This is a genomic window from Alloalcanivorax gelatiniphagus (assembly GCF_005938655.1).
Taxonomy (GTDB): Bacteria; Pseudomonadota; Gammaproteobacteria; order Pseudomonadales; family Alcanivoracaceae; genus Alloalcanivorax; species Alloalcanivorax gelatiniphagus.
The window spans coordinates 1-18178 of the sequence record NZ_VCQT01000030.1; the positions used below are offsets into that span (position 1 = coordinate 1).

16 protein-coding genes and 1 tRNA gene are annotated in these 18178 nt (G+C 64.3%); 2 read left to right on the plus strand and 15 right to left on the minus strand.

All coding sequences use genetic code 11. The annotated features are described in order from the left end of the window. Positions 1-422 precede the first annotated feature (422 nt). The 10 genes from FGS76_RS09495 to FGS76_RS09540 form a co-directional block, all read right to left on the minus strand. Positions 423-499 (minus strand) — tRNA-Arg (locus FGS76_RS09495). A 105-nt stretch (positions 500-604) separates the two neighbouring features. After that, on the minus strand, positions 605-1084 hold the full coding sequence (gene bfr / locus FGS76_RS09500) for a bacterioferritin (protein WP_138772399.1): 480 nt from the start codon (positions 1082-1084) through the stop codon (positions 605-607). A 226-nt stretch (positions 1085-1310) separates the two neighbouring features. After that, positions 1311-1544 carry a bacterioferritin-associated ferredoxin gene (locus FGS76_RS09505; protein WP_138772400.1) on the minus strand — a complete coding sequence of 78 codons (234 nt, stop codon included), beginning with the start codon at positions 1542-1544 and terminating at the stop codon, positions 1311-1313. Between the two features lie 146 nt (positions 1545-1690). After that, positions 1691-2563 carry a hypothetical protein gene (locus FGS76_RS09510; protein ID WP_138772401.1) on the minus strand — a complete coding sequence of 291 codons (873 nt, stop codon included), beginning with the start codon at positions 2561-2563 and terminating at the stop codon, positions 1691-1693. A 181-nt stretch (positions 2564-2744) separates the two neighbouring features. After that, entirely contained in the window at positions 2745-3713 is a 969-nt protein-coding gene (hemH, locus tag FGS76_RS09515; RefSeq protein WP_138772402.1) for a ferrochelatase, read from the minus strand. Between the two features lie 195 nt (positions 3714-3908). Then, the gene (adk, locus tag FGS76_RS09520) at positions 3909-4565 is read right to left on the minus strand and encodes an adenylate kinase (protein ID WP_138772403.1); all 657 of its coding nucleotides are present in this window, start codon (positions 4563-4565) and stop codon (positions 3909-3911) included. A 102-nt stretch (positions 4566-4667) separates the two neighbouring features. Next, positions 4668-5693 (minus strand): tetratricopeptide repeat protein, encoded by a 1026-nt coding sequence (locus tag FGS76_RS09525; RefSeq protein ID WP_240692491.1) that lies wholly within the window; start codon positions 5691-5693, stop codon positions 4668-4670. Continuing rightward, positions 5690-6106: a cytochrome c-type biogenesis protein gene (locus FGS76_RS09530; RefSeq protein WP_138772404.1), complete on the minus strand. Its 417-nt coding sequence runs from the start codon at positions 6104-6106 to the stop codon at positions 5690-5692. Before FGS76_RS09530 ends, FGS76_RS09525 begins: the two co-directional genes overlap by 4 nt. After that, a complete protein-coding gene (locus tag FGS76_RS09535; RefSeq protein WP_138772405.1) occupies positions 6103-6657 on the minus strand; it encodes a DsbE family thiol:disulfide interchange protein in 555 nt (184 codons plus the stop codon). Before FGS76_RS09535 ends, FGS76_RS09530 begins: the two co-directional genes overlap by 4 nt. Next, positions 6654-8624, minus strand: a complete 1971-nt coding sequence (locus tag FGS76_RS09540; RefSeq protein WP_138772406.1) for a heme lyase CcmF/NrfE family subunit — start codon at positions 8622-8624, stop codon at positions 6654-6656. The genes FGS76_RS09535 and FGS76_RS09540 overlap by 4 nt, the downstream gene beginning before the upstream one ends. Before the next feature lie 356 nt (positions 8625-8980). Here FGS76_RS09540 and fabA point away from each other — a divergent pair, with 356 nt between their 5' ends. Together fabA and fabB are read left to right on the plus strand one after the other, a co-directional pair. Beyond that, positions 8981-9502, plus strand: coding sequence for a 3-hydroxyacyl-[acyl-carrier-protein] dehydratase FabA (fabA, locus tag FGS76_RS09545; protein WP_138772407.1), 522 nt, complete (start codon positions 8981-8983; stop codon positions 9500-9502). A 47-nt stretch (positions 9503-9549) separates the two neighbouring features. After that, entirely contained in the window at positions 9550-10761 is a 1212-nt protein-coding gene (gene fabB, locus FGS76_RS09550) for a beta-ketoacyl-ACP synthase I (protein WP_138772408.1), read from the plus strand. Between the two features lie 145 nt (positions 10762-10906). On the opposite strand, the gene FGS76_RS09555 is transcribed toward fabB, so the two are convergent. From FGS76_RS09555 to rlmD, 5 genes are all read right to left on the minus strand, one after another. Continuing rightward, complete coding sequence (locus FGS76_RS09555; protein WP_138772409.1) at positions 10907-11971, minus strand: porin; 1065 nt, start codon at positions 11969-11971, stop codon at positions 10907-10909. 249 nt (positions 11972-12220) lie between these two features. Next, entirely contained in the window at positions 12221-13252 is a 1032-nt protein-coding gene (locus tag FGS76_RS09560; RefSeq protein WP_138772410.1) for a porin, read from the minus strand. A gap of 257 nt (positions 13253-13509) precedes the next feature. Further along, positions 13510-14304 (minus strand): nucleoside triphosphate pyrophosphohydrolase, encoded by a 795-nt coding sequence (gene mazG / locus FGS76_RS09565; RefSeq protein WP_138772411.1) that lies wholly within the window; start codon positions 14302-14304, stop codon positions 13510-13512. A 209-nt stretch (positions 14305-14513) separates the two neighbouring features. After that, positions 14514-16757 carry a GTP diphosphokinase gene (gene relA, locus FGS76_RS09570; RefSeq protein ID WP_138772412.1) on the minus strand — a complete coding sequence of 748 codons (2244 nt, stop codon included), beginning with the start codon at positions 16755-16757 and terminating at the stop codon, positions 14514-14516. 12 nt (positions 16758-16769) lie between these two features. Beyond that, a complete protein-coding gene (gene rlmD, locus FGS76_RS09575) occupies positions 16770-18128 on the minus strand; it encodes a 23S rRNA (uracil(1939)-C(5))-methyltransferase RlmD (RefSeq protein WP_138772413.1) in 1359 nt (452 codons plus the stop codon). Between the last annotated feature and the right edge of the window lie 50 nt (positions 18129-18178).

Below are 18178 nucleotides of genomic sequence, written 5' to 3' on the forward strand. Positions count from 1 at the left end.
TGGGCGTGGGGAGAGATGGGCCCGCTAGGCTTTGCTTCGCTCGCCTAGCTTGGGTGGGCGTTGTTGTGTGCCTTTGTAGGAGCCGCTTTAGCCGCGATAGGCGTTGGGGCGAGATCGGCGTTGGGGCGAGATCGGCGTTGGGGGCGCCAGGCTTCGCGTTGCTCGCCTGGCTTGGGTATATGGCGAGTCTTGGGCTGAGATGGGAGTGGGTCCGGGTAGAGGGGCACCGGGGAGGATTGATTCGCCCGGGCCTTTGGGCCCGGGCTCACCCCTTCGGGGCGCCGCCGCGTGCGGCGGCGTCCTGCGCCGGCCCGTAGGGCCGGCTTGTCGAACCCGGGGGGGTTCTCTAAATACTTCCCCAGTATGGCATCTGAAATGAAAAGGGCCCCGCTTCTTTGAAGCGGGGCCCTTTTCATTTCAGATGGCGCACCGGGGAGGATTCGAACCCCCGACCTCCTGGTTCGTAGCCAGATGCTCTATCCAACTGAGCTACCGGTGCGGGCTTGTCGGCGTTGGCCGTCAAGAGGCGCGCATTATTCCCAATGGGCCGGGGGGAGTCAAGCCGGGGTCGGTGAATTCTTGCGCAAACAGTCGGATTTCGTGGTTAGTCGTCCGCGGTTTCCATTTGTTTCTGCAGGTAATTCTCGATGCCGACCTTGTCGATCAGCTCGATCTGAGTTTCCAGCCAGTCGATGTGCTCTTCCTCGGATTCGAGGATGCGGCGCAGCAGGTCCCGGGAGACGTAGTCGCGGATGGATTCGCAGTATTCCATGCCGTCGCGCAGGTCCGGGAGGGCCATATGCTCCAGTTTCAGGTCACATTCGAGCATTTCGCGGGCGTTTTCGCCGATCATCAGCTTGCCCAGGTCCTGCAGGTTGGGGATGCCTTCCAGGAACAGGATGCGTTCCACCAGCCAGTCGGCGTGTTTCATTTCGTCGATGGACTCGTGGTATTCCTTCTCGTACAAGGCGTGCAGACCCCAATCCTTGTACATCTTGGCGTGCAGGAAATACTGGTTGATGGCGATGAGCTCGTTGCCCAGGGCGCGGTTGAGGTGTTCGATGACTTTCTTGTCGCCTTTCATGCCATGTCTCCGGTGCCGGGGTGCGATGGCGCCTATTGTTGTGCAATAGACCACCCCCGACAAGGGTCGGCGACAAAAAAATTCAGTAAATACAAGTAGTTATAGAAATGAGAATCAGTCTTCTCGAATCCGCCGGAGGCCCGCTCCTGGCTTGGCGCCCTACCCCTGGGGGTATCTTGCCTGGCTGGGCGGCCACGGGCCCGGGTGGTTCCGAAGTGCGGTACGGTCAGGCGGTCCTTGGCCAGAACTGTACGACTTCACCCAGGCTGGCGGAGAGAGAGGAGGTCGCCGGCATGGCGTTACGGGTATCACGCAATACCTGACGGGCGTGCCGTGCACATTTAGCACACTGACTGCCAACCCCAAGTTCCCGACGAAGATCACGCAGGCTGTCGCAACCGCTTTCGGCTGCTTCCCGTATTTGGCTGTCGGTGATGCCGTTGCAGAGACATACGTACATGGCTACGCCCACTCCTCAATCTCAGGGAACAGGCTAACTCTAATGCGAATTGTTATCAACACCTTTTCGGCACACCGTTTACGGCGTCACAAATAACACCGCCCCCGGAAAGGGGGCGGTGTCAGTGCGACCGGTCCGGGGACCGCTCAGCTTTGCGTGGTGCCGTCGCTGTTGCCGGTGGTGCTTTGCTTGCGGGCCGGGGTCTTGCGGGCCGCGCTCTTCTTGCGGGGGGTGGTTTTGCGGGCGGCGGTTTTGCGTGCCGGCGCTTTCCGGGTGCTCTTCTTGGCGGTGCTTGCCTTACCGGCGGTGCTCTTCTTGGCAGCGCTCTTCTTGGCGGTGCTGCTCTTCTTGGCGGCGGTTTTTTTCGCCGCGCTCTTACCGGCGGTGGTCTTCTTCTTGGCGGCGGCTTTCTTCGCCGCGCTCTTTTCCTTGGCGGCGGCCTTGCGGGCGGCGCTCTTGGCCTTCTGCTCGGCTTTCTTCTGAGCGGCCTTGGCTTTCTTCGCCAGCTTGCGCTCGTAGTCACGCATCTTGGTGGAAAGATTGCGCTGAGCGGTACGCAATTTTTTCTTCTCGCGGGTGACCACTTGCTTGGCGGCCTGAATCTCGGCGCGAATCACTTTCGACTCGCCGCGCAGATCCTGAAGCTTGAGGCGCTGGGTGTTCATCTTGCCACGAGCGGTGTCCACGGCGCGCTTGGCGGCGGCGGTGGCATTCTTCTTGGCTTTATCCCGGCGTGCGGCCAGATCGGCGCGCAGCTTACCGAGCTTGCCGTCCTCGGTTTCGATCTTTTTCTTCTGACGGTCCAGTCGGACTTCCGCCTGGGAAACTTTCTTCTCCGCCTGGGCAACCGCCTTGTCCTGAAGCTTGAACTTGGATTCGGCGTTGCTTACCGACTTGGGAACAGCCGGTGCCTTGGCGGTGGTTTTCTTGGCCGCCGTCTTGGCGGCCGGAGTTTTGCGAGCGGCGGCTTTCTTGCGCGTTGCGCGTTTGCTCGCTGCTTTTTTTGCTGCTCGGGCCATGATCGATCTCCTAATCTATGACGTCGTTTTTCTGCGACAGTCGGAAAGTAGCATAAAAAAAAATACGTTGGTACATTATTTGATCAGGAGACGGGGCTACTAAAGTAAAAAATAAAAAAGAGGGACTTTTCAGTCCCCCTTCTTGGTCATCGACCGCTTTTCTTTTGTGTTTTCCTGACAGTCACGAAGGCTTCGGCAGATTCTCTTCAACGATGCGCGCCAGCGCTTCGATGTGTCCCTGGTCGGCATTGAGCGCGGGAATGTATTGAAAGCGTTCACCGCCGGCACCAAGAAAGATTTCCCGATTCTCCGCGTCGATTTCCTCCAGGGTTTCCAGACAATCGGCGGAAAAACCGGGGCACACCAACTGCACCGAACGCACGCCCTGCCCGGCCCAGGCTTCAAGACTTTTATCGGTGTAAGGCTGCAGCCATTCCTTGGGGCCGAACCGTGACTGGAAGGTGATCGCCCATTCGTCATCGGCCAGCGCCAACCGTTCCGCGATCAGATGGGCGGAGCGCCGGCAGCGTTCGCCATAGCGGTCACCCTTGTCTTCGTATTCCTTGGGAATGCCATGGAAGGAAAACACCAGCTTGTCGGCGCCGCCATGCTGTTCCCGGAAGGCGCGGATGCTGTCGGCCATGGCCTCCACCCAGGCCGGGTGCTCCCAGTAGTCACGGATCAGGGACAAGCCGGGCAGCTCCCGGCGACCGTGCATCCAGTTCGCCACCACGTCGGCCACGGCGCCGGTGGTGGAGCCGGAGTATTGCGGATAAAGCGGCAGGATCACCAGGTGGTCGTAGCCTTCACCGGCCAGTTCATCCAGCAGCGGGCGCATGGCCGGGCGGCCATAGCGCATGGCGTAACGGACGGTAACACCGAGCCGGGTTTCCAGTTCCCGGGCCTGGCGTTCGGTGATCTCCCGAATCGGCGAATCCTCATTCCACACCGAGGCGTACAGGCGCGCCACCCGGCGCGGCCGGAACGGCAACACCACCAGACGCAGCACGAAGAACCACAGCCAGCGCGGCGCTTCCACCACCCTCGGATCGGACAGAAATTCCTTCAGATAGGCACGTACCGCCGGCGCGGTGGGCGCATCCGGCGTTCCCAGATTAACAACGACCACGGCGGTCTTCGATGCGGACATAGGTTTCCTCCTTGGCGCGGCATCAAACCCGAGCCAGGGTCAATGGAGAGTGAGCGGCATTCTAGCGGCTAAAAAACAACGCCCCAAGACCGGCATCAAGATACCGGCCGGAGGGCCCGGCGCGATAAACAAAAAAGGGGAAGCTTCCGCTTCCCCTTTCTTTCCGGTGGCGCGTCCTCTGAAAAGAGGGCGGCGTCAGCCCTTGAGCTTGGCCATGATGCGCTGGCGGATGTCCTCGACACCGCCCACGCCGGCCACGCGCACATAGGTGGGCGCGTTGGGCTCGCCGCTGTCGGCGATCTTCTTATAGAAGTCCACCAGCGGGCGGGTCTGCTCCTGGTACACCTGCAGACGTTTACGCACGGTGGCTTCCTTGTCGTCGTCGCGCTGGACCAGTTCGTCACCGGTCTCGTCATCCTTGCCTTCCACCTTGGGCGGATTGTGCTTGACGTGGTAGACCCGGCCGGAGGACGGGTGCACGCGGCGGCCGCTCAGGCGCTCGATGATTTCTTCATCGTCCACATCGATCTCGACCACGAAGTCGATGTTGACGTCCTGATCCACCAGCGCCTGGGCCTGGGGAATGGTGCGCGGGAAGCCGTCGAACAGAAAGCCGTTGGCACAGTCGTCCTGGGCGATGCGTTCCTTCACCAGGCCGAGAATGATGTCGTCGGAAACCAGGCCGCCGGCGTCCATGACTTTTTTCGCTTCCAGACCCAGAGGCGTGCCTGCCTTCACCGCGGCACGGAGCATGTCGCCGGTGGAAATCTGGGGAATGGAAAATTCGTCCTTGATGAACTGCGCCTGAGTGCCCTTACCCGCACCGGGCGCGCCAAGCAGGATGACACGCATAGGAATCTCCGATTTGCCACGAAGAGGAAGGAAGAGAGCCTTCCAAAGGGGGGCAACTGTACCGTGCGGGTCACCCTGGTACAAGAGCGGGCAGGCGCCGGCTCAGCGGCCAAGTTCGATAATCGCCGCCGGCTGCGCGTCCGGATCCAGGCTCTGCGGGGCGCTGCCCAGGTGCGCCTGCTCCACGCTGGAGCCCGGCGCCGGGGTGTAACGGGCCGCCACTCGCAGGGTGTCGATCCGCTCCGGATAGTTACGCAGCCAGTCGTCGGCGCCCAGGGTCACGGTGACCGGAAAGGAGTCCACCAGCACCCGCCGCGCCGCCAGCGGCTGGCCGCTGCCGCCCTCCTGGCGCAGGAACACGAACAGGGTGCCGCCATCGGGCAGGTCCGGCGCGCGCACCGTGAAGGTCAGGTTCTGAAGCCGGGCACCCCGCTGCTGCTGGGCCTCGGCGCGGGCCAGACCCTGGCGGATCAGATTACCGGCCTCGCCGTCGCCGTGGCGTACCAGCAGGGCCCGCCAGGAGTCGGCGGCCAGCTCGAAGCGGCGCGCCTCGGTGGCGGCCATGGCGCGCAGCATCAGGGCGCCGTCATGGGTGGGGTTGTCGGCCAGCACCTGGCGAATCTGGGCGTCGGCCTCATCGTTGAGGCGGCCCTGGTTCTGGGCGATCAGCCCCCGGGCCAGCAGCAGGCGGGCACCGTCGTCCCGCGGGTCCAGGGCCAGCGCCCGCCGCGCCGCTTCCTGGGCCTGGGCCGGTGCGCCCAGTTGATCGTAGAGCAGCCCCAGGGTGTACCAGCCCGGCAAGGTCGGGTCGCGCACTACCTTGGCCTGCAGCACCCGGGTCAGGGCCTGGGCGGAAATATCGTGGTCCTCATCGCTGGGGCCTTCGCCACGGATCACCCGCTCCGCCACCGCATCGTAGCGGCGCTGTTCGGAGAGCCAGTCCAGGGTTTCCGGATGCAGGCCCAGGGTCAGATAACCCAGCCCCGCCAGGCCCGCCACCAGCAGCGGCAGGGCCAGCCCGCTCCATGTCACCGGGGCGCCGGCGCGGCGGCTTTCGCGCCGCCACAGCAGAAAACCCACCAGCACCGCCAGCACCAAAACCAGCGGCAAAATCACGAAAACGGTCATGTCCGGTCGTCCTCCTCCAGCTCGGCACTCCGGCTGGCGCGGCGCACCAGCATGACGATGGCCAGCACCCCGATCAGCATCAGCCCAAGCGGGCCCATCCACAGGATCGCGGTGCGTTCATTGACCGGCGGCCGGTAACTGACGAAATCGCCGTAGCGGGTCACGAAGAAGTCCACCACTTCCTGGTCGCTGTGGCCTTCGCGGATCATGCTGGCGGTGCGGTCACGCATGTCCCGGGCAATCTGCGCGTCGGAATCGGCGATGCTCTGGTTCTGGCATTTGGGGCAGCGCAGTTCCTCGGTGAGCCGGTGGAAGCGGTCCTGCTGGTCGGTGGTATCGAACTGATAGATATCGATGGCCGCCTGCAGCGGCGCCGCCAGCACCAGGGTCAGCAACAACAGCCAGCGAATCATGACGGGCCTCCCAGCGGATTACCCGCCTGACGCAACACCGGCGCGAACTTCTCGTCCCAGGCGCGCTGGTTCAGCTCGCCCACATGACGCAGCACGATCTCACCACGGGGGTTGATCAGAAAAGTTTCCGGCGCGCCGTACACGCCCAGATCCAGACCCAGCTGGCCATCGGCGTCGACGATCACCTCGCTGAAGGGATTGCCGTAGCGGGCTAGGTAATCCCGGGCCTTGTCGTCCTCGTCCTTGTAGTCCATGCCGACGATGGGCACGCCGCGCTGGGCCAGTTCCAGCAGATAGGGATGCTCCACGTAGCAAGTGGGACACCAGGTGCCCCACACGTTGAGCAGCTGCCACTGGCCGGTGAGGCGCTCCTCGGTGAGCGTGTCTCCGGTGATCAGCGACGGTTTGGAAAACCCGGGCACCGGCTTGCCGGCCAGGGCCGACGGCAGTTCCTCGGGGTTACGACCCAAACCGCTGGCCAACAACAGGGCCAGCGCCACGAACCCCACCAGGGGCAGGAATACCCAAAGTCCGGTGTTTTTCTTACTCATGACGGTTGCTCATAAGCCGGTTCCTCGTCACGGCGGCCGATGTTCTTGCGATAGCGCGCATCGGTGAGCGCCAGCGCCCCGCCCAGGGCCATGATCAGCGCCCCCAGCCAGATCCAGCGCACCATCGGCTTGTAGTAGATGCGCACCGCCCAGGCGTCACCTTCAAGGGGCTCGCCCAGGGCCACGTAGAGATCGCGCATCACCCGGCCGTCGATGGCCGCCTCGGTCATCACCTGACCGCCGGCCCGGTAGGTGCGCTTCTCCGGGTTCATCTCGGTCACCGCCTTGCCGTCCCGGGTGACCAGAAAATGCCCGCGCCGGGAGTCGAAGTTGGCGCCACGGTAAGTGCTCATCTGGTCGAACTCGAAGCGGTAGCCGCCCACCTCGGCCACGTCGCCGGGGGCCATGCGCACATCGCGCTCCACTTCGTGGTAGCTGACCACGGTAACGCCGGCCACCAGCACCGCCAGGCCGCAGTGGGCCAGGACCATGCCGTAGTAACCGCGCCCCAGCTTGCCGAGGCCGCCGGCCAGGCCCCGGTCGTAGGCCAGCGCCCGGCGCACCACATCCTCCACATGGGAGAACACCACGAACAGACACAGCATGATCGCCAGCACCCCCACCCAGGGGGTCGGCCCGGGCAGGCGCGCGGCCAGCCAGCCGGCCACCGCCGCCGCCGGCACCAGCCACACCAGCCGGCGTACCAGTTGCGCGCCTTCCTGGCGTTTCCAGTTGCTCATCACGCCGGGCACCAGCAACACCATCAGCAGCATGGCCAGGGGCACGAAGAAACTGTTGAAGTAGGGGCTGCGAATCGACACCTTCATGTCCAGGGCCTCACCCAGCAACGGGTAGAGCGTGCCCATCAGCACCGCCGAGGCGGCGATCAACAACAGCAGGTTGTTGCCCAGCAGGAAGGTCTCCCGGGACAGCCCCTTGAAACCGCCCTTGCCTTCCAGTTGACCGGCGCGCAGCGCGAACAGGGTCAGCGCGCCGCCGGCCACCACCACCAGGAAGCCGAGGATAAAGGCGCCACGGCTGGGGTCATTGGCGAAGGCATGCACCGAGGTGAGCACGCCGGAGCGCACCAGGAAGGTACCCAGCAGGCTCAGGGAAAAAGCGATGATGGCCAGCAGCACGGTCCAGGCGCGGAACAGATTGCGCTTTTCGCTCACCGCCAGGGAGTGGATCAGGGCGGTGCCGGCCAGCCAGGGCATCAGGGAAGCGTTTTCCACCGGGTCCCAGAACCACCAGCCGCCCCAGCCCAGTTCGTAATAGGCCCACCAGGACCCCAGGGCGATGCCGACGGTGAGAAAACACCAGGCCACCGTGGTCCAGGGCCGCGCCCAGCGGGCCCAGGCCGGGTCCAGGTTGCCGGCCAGCAGACCGGCCACGGCGAAGGCGAAGGCCACCGAGAAACCCACATAGCCCATGTACAGCATGGGCGGGTGCACGATCAGACCCGGGTCCTGCAACAGCGGATTGAGGTCCACGCCGTCGATGGGGAACCAGGGCAGCGAGCGGTCGAAGGGGTTGGAGGTGAACAGCATGAAGGCCAGAAAGCCCACCGCGATCATGCCCATCACCGACAGCACCCGCACCACCATATCCAGCGGCACCTTGCGACTGAACAGGCCGACCAGGGCGCTCCAGCCCCCCAGCATCCAGGCCCACAGCAGCAGCGAGCCCTCGTGGCCGCCCCAGATCGCCGACAGGCGATAACCCAGCGGCAACTCGGAGTTGCTGTGGTTGGCCACGTAGGTAATGGAGAAGTCGTCGATATAAAAACAATAGCCCAGGGCGACGATGGACACCGTCAGCGCCAGCCATTGCAGCCAGGCCAGAGGACGAGCGTAGCGCTGCCAGGCTTCCACCCGGCGGTAAACGCCGATCAGGGGAAACACCGCCAACACCAGGGCCGTCGCCATGGCCACCCACAGGGAGAGATGTCCGATTTCCGCCGCCACTTGTTCCTCCGGCTCATGTGCGCGGGCATCATCGCAGATGATGACCGCTTTGCAAGTGTTCCCGGGCCCCGAAAAGTCCGGGAATGACCGGCCATTGTCCGAATCAGACAGACCCATGATCCAGACCGGGTATATGGACATATTTTGAGACGCTTACCGGTCGTACCTGGAGAAAGCGCTCTGATACCATGTCAGATTCGTGAAAGGTCGACACGGTGTAAACTAAGAGTCATCCGGCTTACTTATACTTCTCATCCGGTTCGCGAGGGTCCCGCCGGGGGGCCATCCGATGCCGACCTGATCTATCTGGAGTCAACGGTTTGAGCCCTAACGCTAACGACAGCAACACAAACGACATGAAGGTAGAGCAAAAGTCATCCTATTCCCGTGATGACCTGCTTGCCTGCGCCCACGGCGAACTCTTCGGCCCCGGCAATGCCCGTCTGCCCCTGCCCAACATGCTGATGATGGACCGCATCGTCCATATCGCCGAAACCGGCGGTCACTATGGCAAGGGCCAGATCGTGGCCGAATTGGACATTGATCCCGAGCTTTGGTTCTTCCAGTGCCACTTCGAGAGCGACCCGGTGATGCCGGGCTGCCTGGGCCTGGACGCCACCTGGCAGCTGCTGGGCTTCTTCCTCGGCTGGCTGGGCAACCCCGGCCGTGGCCGCGCCCTGGGCGTGGGCCAGGTGAAATTTTCCGGCCAGGTGCTGCCCACCGCCAAGAAGCTCACCTATCGGATCGACATCAAGCGGGTAATCGCCCGCAGCCTGACCATGGGCATCGCCGACGCCACCGTATCCGTGGACGGCAACGACATCTACCAGGCCAACGATCTGCGTGTGGGCCTGTTCACTTCGACGGAAGGTTTCTGAACGGAGCCCCGTTGAAGACGACCTTATTCTCTTAATGGAGCACTAGTATGCGACGCGTTGTGATTACCGGCATGGGCATTGTTTCCTGCCTGGGCAACGATGCCGATACCGTATCCCGGGCCCTGCGGGAGAGCCGGCCCGGCATCCGCTTCAAGGAAGCCTACAAGGAAATCGGCATGCGCAGCCAGGTGGCAGGCACGCCGGAGATCGACCTGGAAGAGCATATCGACCGCAAGGCGCGCCGTTTCATGGGCGACGCGGCGGCCTATGCCTACGTGGCGATGCAAAAAGCCATCGCCGACGCCGGCCTGGACGCGGACCAGATCAGCCATGAGCGGGTCGGCCTGATCGCCGGCTCCGGCGGCCATTCCTCCCAGAACCAGGTGGAAGCCGCCGACATCGCCCGCCAGCGTGGCGTCAAGCGCGTCGGCCCCTACATGGTGCCCCGGGTGATGGCCAGCACCGTGTCCGCCTGCCTGGCCACGCCGTTCAAGATCAAGGGCGTCAACTACTCCATCGCCAGCGCCTGCGCCACCAGCGCCCACTGCATCGGCAACGCGGTGGAACAGATCCAGCTCGGCAAACAGGACATGATCTTCGCCGGCGGCGGTGAAGAAGAGCATTGGACCCTGAGCTGCCTGTTCGACGGCATGGGCGCCCTCTCCACCAAGTACAACGACACCCCGGAAAGCGCTTCCCGCGCCTATGACGCCCACCGCGACGGCTTCGTCATCGCCGGCGGCGGCGGCATGGTGGTGGTCGAGGAACTGGAGCACGCCAAGGCCCGCGGCGCCAACATCCTGGCCGAGATCGTCGGCTACGGCGCCACCAGCGACGGCCATGACATGGTCGCCCCCAATGGCGAAGGCGCGGCGCGCTGCATGCGCCAGGCCCTGGCCACGGTGGACGGCAAGGTGGACTACATCAACGCCCACGGCACCAGCACCCCGGTGGGCGACGTGGCCGAACTGAAAGCGATTCGGGAAGTGTTCGGCGATCAGGTGCCGGCGATCAGTTCCACCAAGAGCCTCACCGGCCACAGCCTGGGCGCCGCCGGCGTGCAGGAGGCGATCTACTGCCTGCTGATGATGCGCGGCGGCTTCCTGGCCGGCTCAGCCAACATCAGCGAGCTGGATGAAAACGCCGAGGGCCTGCCGATCCTGCGCCAGACCGTGGAGCAGCGTCCGGAGCTGGTAATCAGCAACAGCTTCGGCTTTGGCGGCACCAACGCCACCCTGGCGCTGAAGCGCTGGGATTGATCTCCAGCATCGCCTGGAACACAAAAAAGCCCGCCATTGGCGGGCTTTTTTGTGTTCGGCGTGGGGCTGATCGCGGCTGAAGCCGCTCCTACGGACAGGGCGATGCTTCCGTAGGAGCGGCTTCAGCCGCGATACACTCCGAGCCTCAGAACTTGTGTTCCATGCCCACCGAGAACAGATTGCCACTGTCGTCCTGACGCAGGCCCCCCGGGTAATCCAGGGTGGGGTCGGAAGCGGCCACCAGGCCGTAGACCTTGGTGCCCTTGGCGAGCTTGTAGTCCGCGCCCACGATCACGATGTCGTTCTCGTAACCGAAGTCGTCGCCGTCCACCCGGCCGACCTGCGCCTTGAGGGTCAGGCGCGGCGGCAGACGCCAGCCGGCGCTGACCATGTAGGAGGTCGATTCACCCTTCTGCCCGGGCTGGTCCGGATCGATGCGGGTGCGTTCCACCAGGGCGCCCAGGTCCACGGGCCCCACGGTAATGCCCAGGGCGCCGCGCAGCAGCTCCAGATCGGCGGCCACCGCCACCGGCGTCAGCGCCGGGTTGTTCAGTTCCAGATAGCTGCTCTCGTAGGCCACGGCGGCGTACAGCCGGTCCGGGTTCCAGGTGGCGGACACGCCCCAGGTATCGGCCAGGCCGTCCTTCTCCTCGCCGGCCACGTCCTCGGCCTCGCCGGGGGCGATCTGGGCGCGCAGTTGCAGATCGCCCCAGCGCGGGCTCAGCCAGTTCAGAGTGCCGTCGTTGCGGCGCTGCCCGTAAAAGTAGTGGCTGATGTCGGCGGCGGTGTTGTTGAACTGATCCACCCGCCCCTCGGCCATTTTCACCGGGCTGTCGTAACGGCCGGCGAACACTTCACCGATGGGCGTATCCAGGCCGAGAAAGCTGTTACGGGTGGAAAAGGTGTCGTTGTCACCGTCCACGTCGTAGCCCACTTCCAGCTGGTAAATCACGCTCAGCGGCGTCACGTCCAGCGGCTGACGGCCACGCACGCCCAGACGCGACGCGTTGCTTTCCACGAACCAGCCGTCTTCCAGCGGCGAGCGGCCGGCGCCCACGCCGTTCAGAGCGCCGGGCAGATTGCCGTCCTGATAATCGGACAGCCGGTCCAGGCTGATATTGATGCGACCGTAGAACTCCGGCGCCGCGGCGGCGGACAACGGCAGGCTCAGTGCCAGGGCGGAAGCCCCCAGCCAGATAATGGAACGCATGCGCCCCTCCCTCTTTTTGTCGGTTTCAAAGCGGGCACTATATGACCGTTTGGTGACAATGCCAAAGACGGAACCTGCATAAGAAAATAACAAGCAAAAAATTTCACTGGGATAATCCGGCGGCGGGATCAGCGGATCGCGGACGTACCATGAACAAAAAAAAGCCCGCCGGGGAGGGCGGGCCACGCTGTTATCCGCGTCGAGGAAAAGCCGGGCCTGGTGCGCCCGGCAAGGTTGCTCTGATGAAACTTAGAATTTGTGTTCCATGCCGACGCCCAGGGTGCGGGTCTCGTCGTCGCCACCGGTCAGTTCGTACTTCAGGTTGTTGTAGTACGCGTAGACCTTGCTGTTCTTGGCCAGTTTGTAGTCGGCGCCGAGGGCGTACTGGGTGCCTTCGTCGTCGGTCTGGTCGCCTTTCACGTGACCGTACTGGGCTTTCAGCTTGACGCGGTCGATTTTGAAGGCGCCACTCAGCACGTAGCTGGTCTCTTCACCGTCGCCTTCGGATTCTTCCGCCAGCTGGTAGAGAGCGCCCAGTTCGAACTGATCCATGTTCATGCCGGCGGCCACACGGGTGATGTCGAGTACCGGGGAGACACCGGTGGAGTCGACGATCAGGTCGTCTTTGATGTCGGTGTCGCGGGACACGGCGGCGTAGAAGGCGTCTTTTTCCAGCACCAGGGAGATGGAGCTGCTGTCGGCCAGGCCGTTTTCATTTTCGCCGTCACCGTCGAAGTCGTCGTTGTCTTCGTTGGGGATGAAGGCCAGGTTCAGGGTGATCATGTCAGCCAGCTTCGGAGTGCTGTACTGGATGATGTTGGACACCCGGTTTTCGCCGGAAGCGATGTTCTTGATATCACCGCTCAGGTCGTTGAACTGGTCCACGTCCATTTGAGCGACTTTGGTGGGGGTGTCGAATTTACCGGCTTTCAGAGTACCGAAGCCACCGGACAGACCACCGAAGATGTTGCGCTGTGCGAACGTCTGGCCGTTCTTGTCGCCGTCGTCCACGCTGATCTCGAACTCGGCCTGGTAGATTGCCTTGAGATCGGCCACGTCCAGATCGAAATCGCCTTTCACACCCAAGCGGGAAGCGTTGCTGTTCAGCTCCCACTCGTCGTCATTTTTCGGAGCTGACGGCGCCGGGTCGTACTTCTGGTGTTCCAGGGAAATGTTTACCTTACCGTACACCTTGGGACCGTCGGCTTGAGCCAGCGCCGGTACCATCATCGGCGTAGCGAGTGCCGCCCCCACAGCGATCGCGAGCAGGTTCTTCTTCATCGGAGCATCTCCTTCCATCAGGCAATTTTGAAAAGCAGGGGATGCGACGGGCGACTCCCGAAGCATCCTGAGTGCTTGGGAGCGGAGTATGGTGAGAGGGGATGACCGAAAAGTTTCTGTAATGTGAAGATTATGTGGCAGCCCGCGGGAGCCGCCGTGGCAGCGGCTTCAGCCGCCATAGGCTGTGATGGGCACGGTGGTCCGGAAGAGAACGGCGGCCGTTGATCGCGGCTGAAGCCGCTCCTACCGAACAGGTCTCAGGGGGTTTTCTTGGCCTGGCGCCAGAGGGCGTCGAGGGAGGCTTCGTCGTAATCGGCGAGCGGCCGGTTGGCCAGGGTTTCCACCTTGCGGAAACGCCCTTCGAATTTGTCCGAGGCGCGCCGCAGGGCCAGGTCCGGGTCCAGCTTCAGGTGCCGGGCCAGGTTCACCAGGGTAAAGAACACGTCCCCCAGCTCGTCCTCCATGGCGTCCCGGTCGCCCTGCTCCAGGGCCTGGTCCAGCTCCGCCAGCTCCAGGCCGACCTGGTCGCGCACCGGCCCGGTCTGGCGCCAGTCGAAGCCCACCTTGGCGGCCTTCTTCTGCAGCTTGAGGGCCCGCTGCAGCGCCGGCAGCCCATCCGGCACCCCGTCCACCGCGCTGTGATGCTCGCGCCCCTTGCGGGCCCGCTCATCGGCCTTGATCACCTCCCAGTTGACCTTCACCGCGCTCTCGTCGGCGGCCTCCACTTCACCGAACACATGGGGATGGCGGCGCACCATTTTCTCATTGAGCACCGCCACCACCTCGGCGAAGTCGAACAGCCCCTGCTCGCGGGCCATCTGCGAGTGGAACACCACCTGCAACAGCAGATCCCCCAGTTCCTCGCGCAGCTCCGGATAATCCCGCCGCGCCACCGCCTCGGCCACCTCGAACGCCTCCTCCACGGTATAGGGCACCACGGTGTCGAAGGTCTGTTTCAGATCCCAGGGACAACCGCCATCCGGGTCCCGCAGGCGGGCCATGATGGACAGGAGTTTGGTGATGGCGGCTTCGGGGGTAGAGGCGTCGGGCATCAGGGAGACTCCGTGGGGTCGGGTAAGGGCCAGTTAAAAGTTAAAAGTTGAAAGTTAAAAGGGCGAGCCGGTCCGGGATTTGCCGTGGCCGCTGGCCGGGGAAGACCCGATTTCACGCCGCCAAGCGCGGGCACTGGCCCGCCGCCTCGTGGGCCCCGCTCGCGTTGTCACTTTTAACTTTTAACTTTCAACCGACGATCACCAGGTTGCTATTTTTTGTAGCGCCGTACTTCCAGGACGCCCTTGATCTGATCCATCTTGGCCAACACCTTCCCGAGACCGCCCAGGGAAGCGATTTCCAGGGTCAGCAGCATGGTGGCGGTGTTGTCCTCGGTGTGGGACTGGGTGTGCACGGCGGTGACGTTGACCTTTTCGTTGGCGAGCACCGCGATCACGTCGCGGAGCAGGCCCTGGCGGTCCCAGGCGCGCAGGAAGATGTCCACCGGGTAGAGGATGCGGTCGGCTTCGCCCCAGTTGACCTCGATCACCCGGTTCGGGTCCTCGCCCTGCATCGCCAGCAGGTTGTGGCAATCGGCGCGGTGCACGGTGACACCCCGGCCCTGGGTGATGAAGCCCATTACCGGGTCGCCGGGCACCGGCCGGCAGCAGGCCGCCATGTGGGTGAGCAGGTTGCCCACGCCCTGGATGGTGACGTCGCCGCTCTCCGAGGCCTTGGAGCGGGCCGGCACGAACTCCAGCTGCTGCTGGGGATCGTCGGGCAGCAGCGCCTGGGCCTGGTTGACCACGTGACCGGGGCGCAGGTCGCCGGCGCCCAGGGCCGCCAGCACGTCGTTGCCGGTCTTCAGGTTAAGCTGCGGCGCCAGCTGGTCCAGGTCGATGCGGTCCAGGGCCAGCCGCGACATTTCCCGTTCCAGGATGGCGCGGCCCTGGGCCACGTGCACATCCCGGTCCTGGCGCTTGAACCACTGCTGGATGCGCGCCCGCGCCGAGGAGGTGGCCACATAGCCCAGCGACGGCGTCAGCCAGTCGCGGCTGGGGCCGCCCTCCTTGGCGGTGAGGATTTCCACCTGCTCACCGGTTTGCAGGTTGTAGCTGAGCGGCACGATATGGCCGTTGACCTTGGCGCCCCGGCAGCGGTGCCCCACTTCGGTGTGGATGTGGTAGGCGAAGTCCACCGGGGTGGCACCGGCTTCCAGGTCCACCACATGGCCGTCCGGGGTGAACACATAGACCCGGTCGCTGACCAGACCATGCTGCAGCTCTTCCATCATGGCGTTGGTGTTGGCGTTGTCGCCCAGTTCCTCGTGCCATTCCAGCACCTGGCGCAGCCAGGCGATGCGCTGCTCGTAGGACTGGCTGCGCCGGCCGGCCTTGCTGCCTTCCTTGTAGCGCCAGTGGGCGCACACGCCCAGTTCCGCCTCCTCGTGCATGTCGAAGGTACGGATCTGTACCTCCAGCATTTTGCGCTCCGGGCCCACCACCGCGGTGTGCAGGCTCTGGTAGCCGTTTTCCTTGGGGCTGGCGATGTAGTCGTCGAATTCCTTGGGCACGTGCTTCCACAGCGAATGCACGATGCCCAGGGCGGCGTAGCAGTCGCGCACCTCACGCACCAGCACACGCACCGCGCGCACGTCATAGACCTCGCCAAAGTCCAGGTGCTTCTTCTGCATCTTCCGCCAGATGCTGTAGATATGCTTGGCGCGCCCGTACACCTGGGCGCCCTTGATACCGTTGCGCTCCAGGTGGCCACGCAGGCTCTGGATCACCTCGTCGATGTACTGCTCGCGGTCCAGGCGTTTTTCGTCCAGCAACCGCGCCACCTTCTTGTAGGCGCCGGGTTGCAGGTAGCGGAACGACAGGTCCTCCAGCTCCCACTTGAGCTGGCCCACCCCCAGGCGGTGGGCCAGGGGCGCGTAGATATCGAAGATTTCCCGGGCCACCTTCAGCTGACGCTCCGGGTCGGATTCCTTGACCGCGCGGATGATCACCGTTCGCTCGGCCAGCTTGACCAGGGCCACGCGCACGTCGTCGACCATGGCCAGCAGCATCTTGCGAACATTGTCGAGCTGACCGTCCTGCTGGCCGAGCACCGCCTTGCGGGTGGGGTTGAGCGAGGCGCTGATCGCCGCCATGCGCAGCACGCCCTCGATCAGGGTGGACACCGAGGAGCCGAATTCCCGCTCCACGTCCAGCAGCGACAGCTGGCCCTCACGGACCGCCCGGTACAGCACCGCCGCCGGCAGTGCCTCGGCGTCGGCGCCCAGGTCGGCCAGCACATCGGCCATTTCCAGGCCGATGGTCAGGCAGCCCTTGCCATAGGGCCAGTGGCCTCCGGCGGCTTCGCCGGCGCGCTCGCATTGTTCCGCAAGGGCACAGGCGCGCTCCAGGGAGTGCGAGTCACGCACCGGAACCCGGGCGGTAAGATGCTCCAGCCACTGCTGCCAATCCCTGGCCTGGTCCTCGTCGGGCTGTTGCCGGCGTACGGTTACCATTTCGATTCCTTTTTACTGCGTCCGGCGTCGATCGAACACGGCGATCGATTCCACATGGGCGGTGTGCGGAAACATATCCATCACCCCCGCCGCTTTCAGACGGTAGCCCCTCTCTACCAGTTCCCCGGCATCCCGGGCCAGCGTGGCCGGGTTGCAGGAAACGTACACCAAAAGGTCCGCACCGAAATGGGGCATCAAGCGCACCATTTCAAGCGCACCACTGCGGGGCGGGTCCAGCAGCACACGGTGGTAGGCCTCCCGGGCCCAGGGCTGGCCGTCCGGCGCCTGGGTCAGATCCCAGGCGTGGAATTCCAGATTCTCCAGGCCGTTGAGGCGGGCGTTCTCGTAACCACGCTCGACCATGGCCTGGCTGCCTTCCACGCCCACCACCCGGGCCGCGCGGCGCGCCGCCGGGATGGTGAAGTTGCCAAGACCGCAGAACAGATCGAGCACCTGATGATGCGCCTCCACCTCCAGCAATTCCAATGCCAACGGCACCATGCGGCGGTTGATATCGGCGTTTACCTGGGTGAAATCCGTGGGGTGAAACGCCAGCTCGGCGCCCTCCCGGTCCGGCCCATGGGGGGCGTGGCGGTAGTACAGCCGCTCCTCGCCCTGCTCCGGCCACACCCGGTGCACGGTGGACTCGTTGCCCGGCTGCAGGTACAGCTGGAAATCCGCCGCCCGGCAGAAGTTCAGCAGCTTCTCCAGGTCCCCGGCGGGCAGCGGGTCCATATGCCGGATCACCAGGGCCACGGCGTCGTCGCCCCGGGCCACCTCGATCTGGGGAATGCGGGCGCGCAGGGCCAGATCGCTGATCAGGGCGCGCAGCTCATTGAGGCGGTGGCCGACTTCCGGGATCAGCACTTCGCAGCGGTTCAGGTCGGCGATAAAGCTGTTGCGCTTCTCGCGGAAGCCCACCAGGGCCTCGCCCCGGGCCTCCACGTACTTGACCCCCAGACGGGCCTTGCCCCGGTAGCCGGTGACCGGCCCGGTGAGCGGCTCCAGCCAGGTGTCCGGGGCCAGGCCGCCGAAATGTTCCAGCTGCTCCGCCAGCACCGCCTGCTTGCGGGCGATCTGGCTGGCCGGCGACATATGCTGCAGGCTGCAGCCACCGCAGACCAGGGCATGGGCGCAGGGCGGTTCCACCCGTTCCGGGGACGGCTGGAGAATCTCCACCGCCCGGCCTTCGTCGAACTTGCGGCGCATGTAGGTGTACTGGAACAGCACCTGCTCGCCGGGCAGAGCGTTGTCGATAAAGGTGGTCTTGCCGTCCAGGCGGGCGATGCCCCGGCCATCGTGGCTGAGGCTCTCGATGGTGGCGGCCACCGGCGTTTCCGGCAGTCTTTTCTTGCGGCTTCTTCGGGCCATGGAATCTCGATGCTCGCGGGTGAGCGCCGCCGGCACGGGGCGGCGTTTGT

Excerpts from the sequence above, each read along its gene's own strand:
- bfr (WP_138772399.1), bottom strand. The coding sequence starts at position 1,084 with ATGAAAGGCGACAAGAAAGTCATCGAACACCTCAACCGCGCCCTGGGC.
- FGS76_RS09505 (WP_138772400.1), bottom strand. The coding sequence starts at position 1,544 with ATGTACGTATGTCTCTGCAACGGCATCACCGACAGCCAAATACGGGAA.
- FGS76_RS09510 (WP_138772401.1), bottom strand. The coding sequence starts at position 2,563 with ATGGCCCGAGCAGCAAAAAAAGCAGCGAGCAAACGCGCAACGCGCAAG.
- hemH (WP_138772402.1), bottom strand. The coding sequence starts at position 3,713 with ATGTCCGCATCGAAGACCGCCGTGGTCGTTGTTAATCTGGGAACGCCG.
- adk (WP_138772403.1), bottom strand. The coding sequence starts at position 4,565 with ATGCGTGTCATCCTGCTTGGCGCGCCCGGTGCGGGTAAGGGCACTCAG.
- FGS76_RS09525 (WP_240692491.1), bottom strand. The coding sequence starts at position 5,693 with ATGACCGTTTTCGTGATTTTGCCGCTGGTTTTGGTGCTGGCGGTGCTG.
- FGS76_RS09530 (WP_138772404.1), bottom strand. The coding sequence starts at position 6,106 with ATGATTCGCTGGCTGTTGTTGCTGACCCTGGTGCTGGCGGCGCCGCTG.
- FGS76_RS09535 (WP_138772405.1), bottom strand. The coding sequence starts at position 6,657 with ATGAGTAAGAAAAACACCGGACTTTGGGTATTCCTGCCCCTGGTGGGG.
- fabA (WP_138772407.1), top strand. The coding sequence starts at position 8,981 with ATGAAGGTAGAGCAAAAGTCATCCTATTCCCGTGATGACCTGCTTGCC.
- fabB (WP_138772408.1), top strand. The coding sequence starts at position 9,550 with ATGCGACGCGTTGTGATTACCGGCATGGGCATTGTTTCCTGCCTGGGC.
- FGS76_RS09555 (WP_138772409.1), bottom strand. The coding sequence starts at position 11,971 with ATGCGTTCCATTATCTGGCTGGGGGCTTCCGCCCTGGCACTGAGCCTG.
- FGS76_RS09560 (WP_138772410.1), bottom strand. The coding sequence starts at position 13,252 with ATGAAGAAGAACCTGCTCGCGATCGCTGTGGGGGCGGCACTCGCTACG.
- mazG (WP_138772411.1), bottom strand. The coding sequence starts at position 14,304 with ATGCCCGACGCCTCTACCCCCGAAGCCGCCATCACCAAACTCCTGTCC.
- relA (WP_138772412.1), bottom strand. The coding sequence starts at position 16,757 with ATGGTAACCGTACGCCGGCAACAGCCCGACGAGGACCAGGCCAGGGAT.
- rlmD (WP_138772413.1), bottom strand. The coding sequence starts at position 18,128 with ATGGCCCGAAGAAGCCGCAAGAAAAGACTGCCGGAAACGCCGGTGGCC.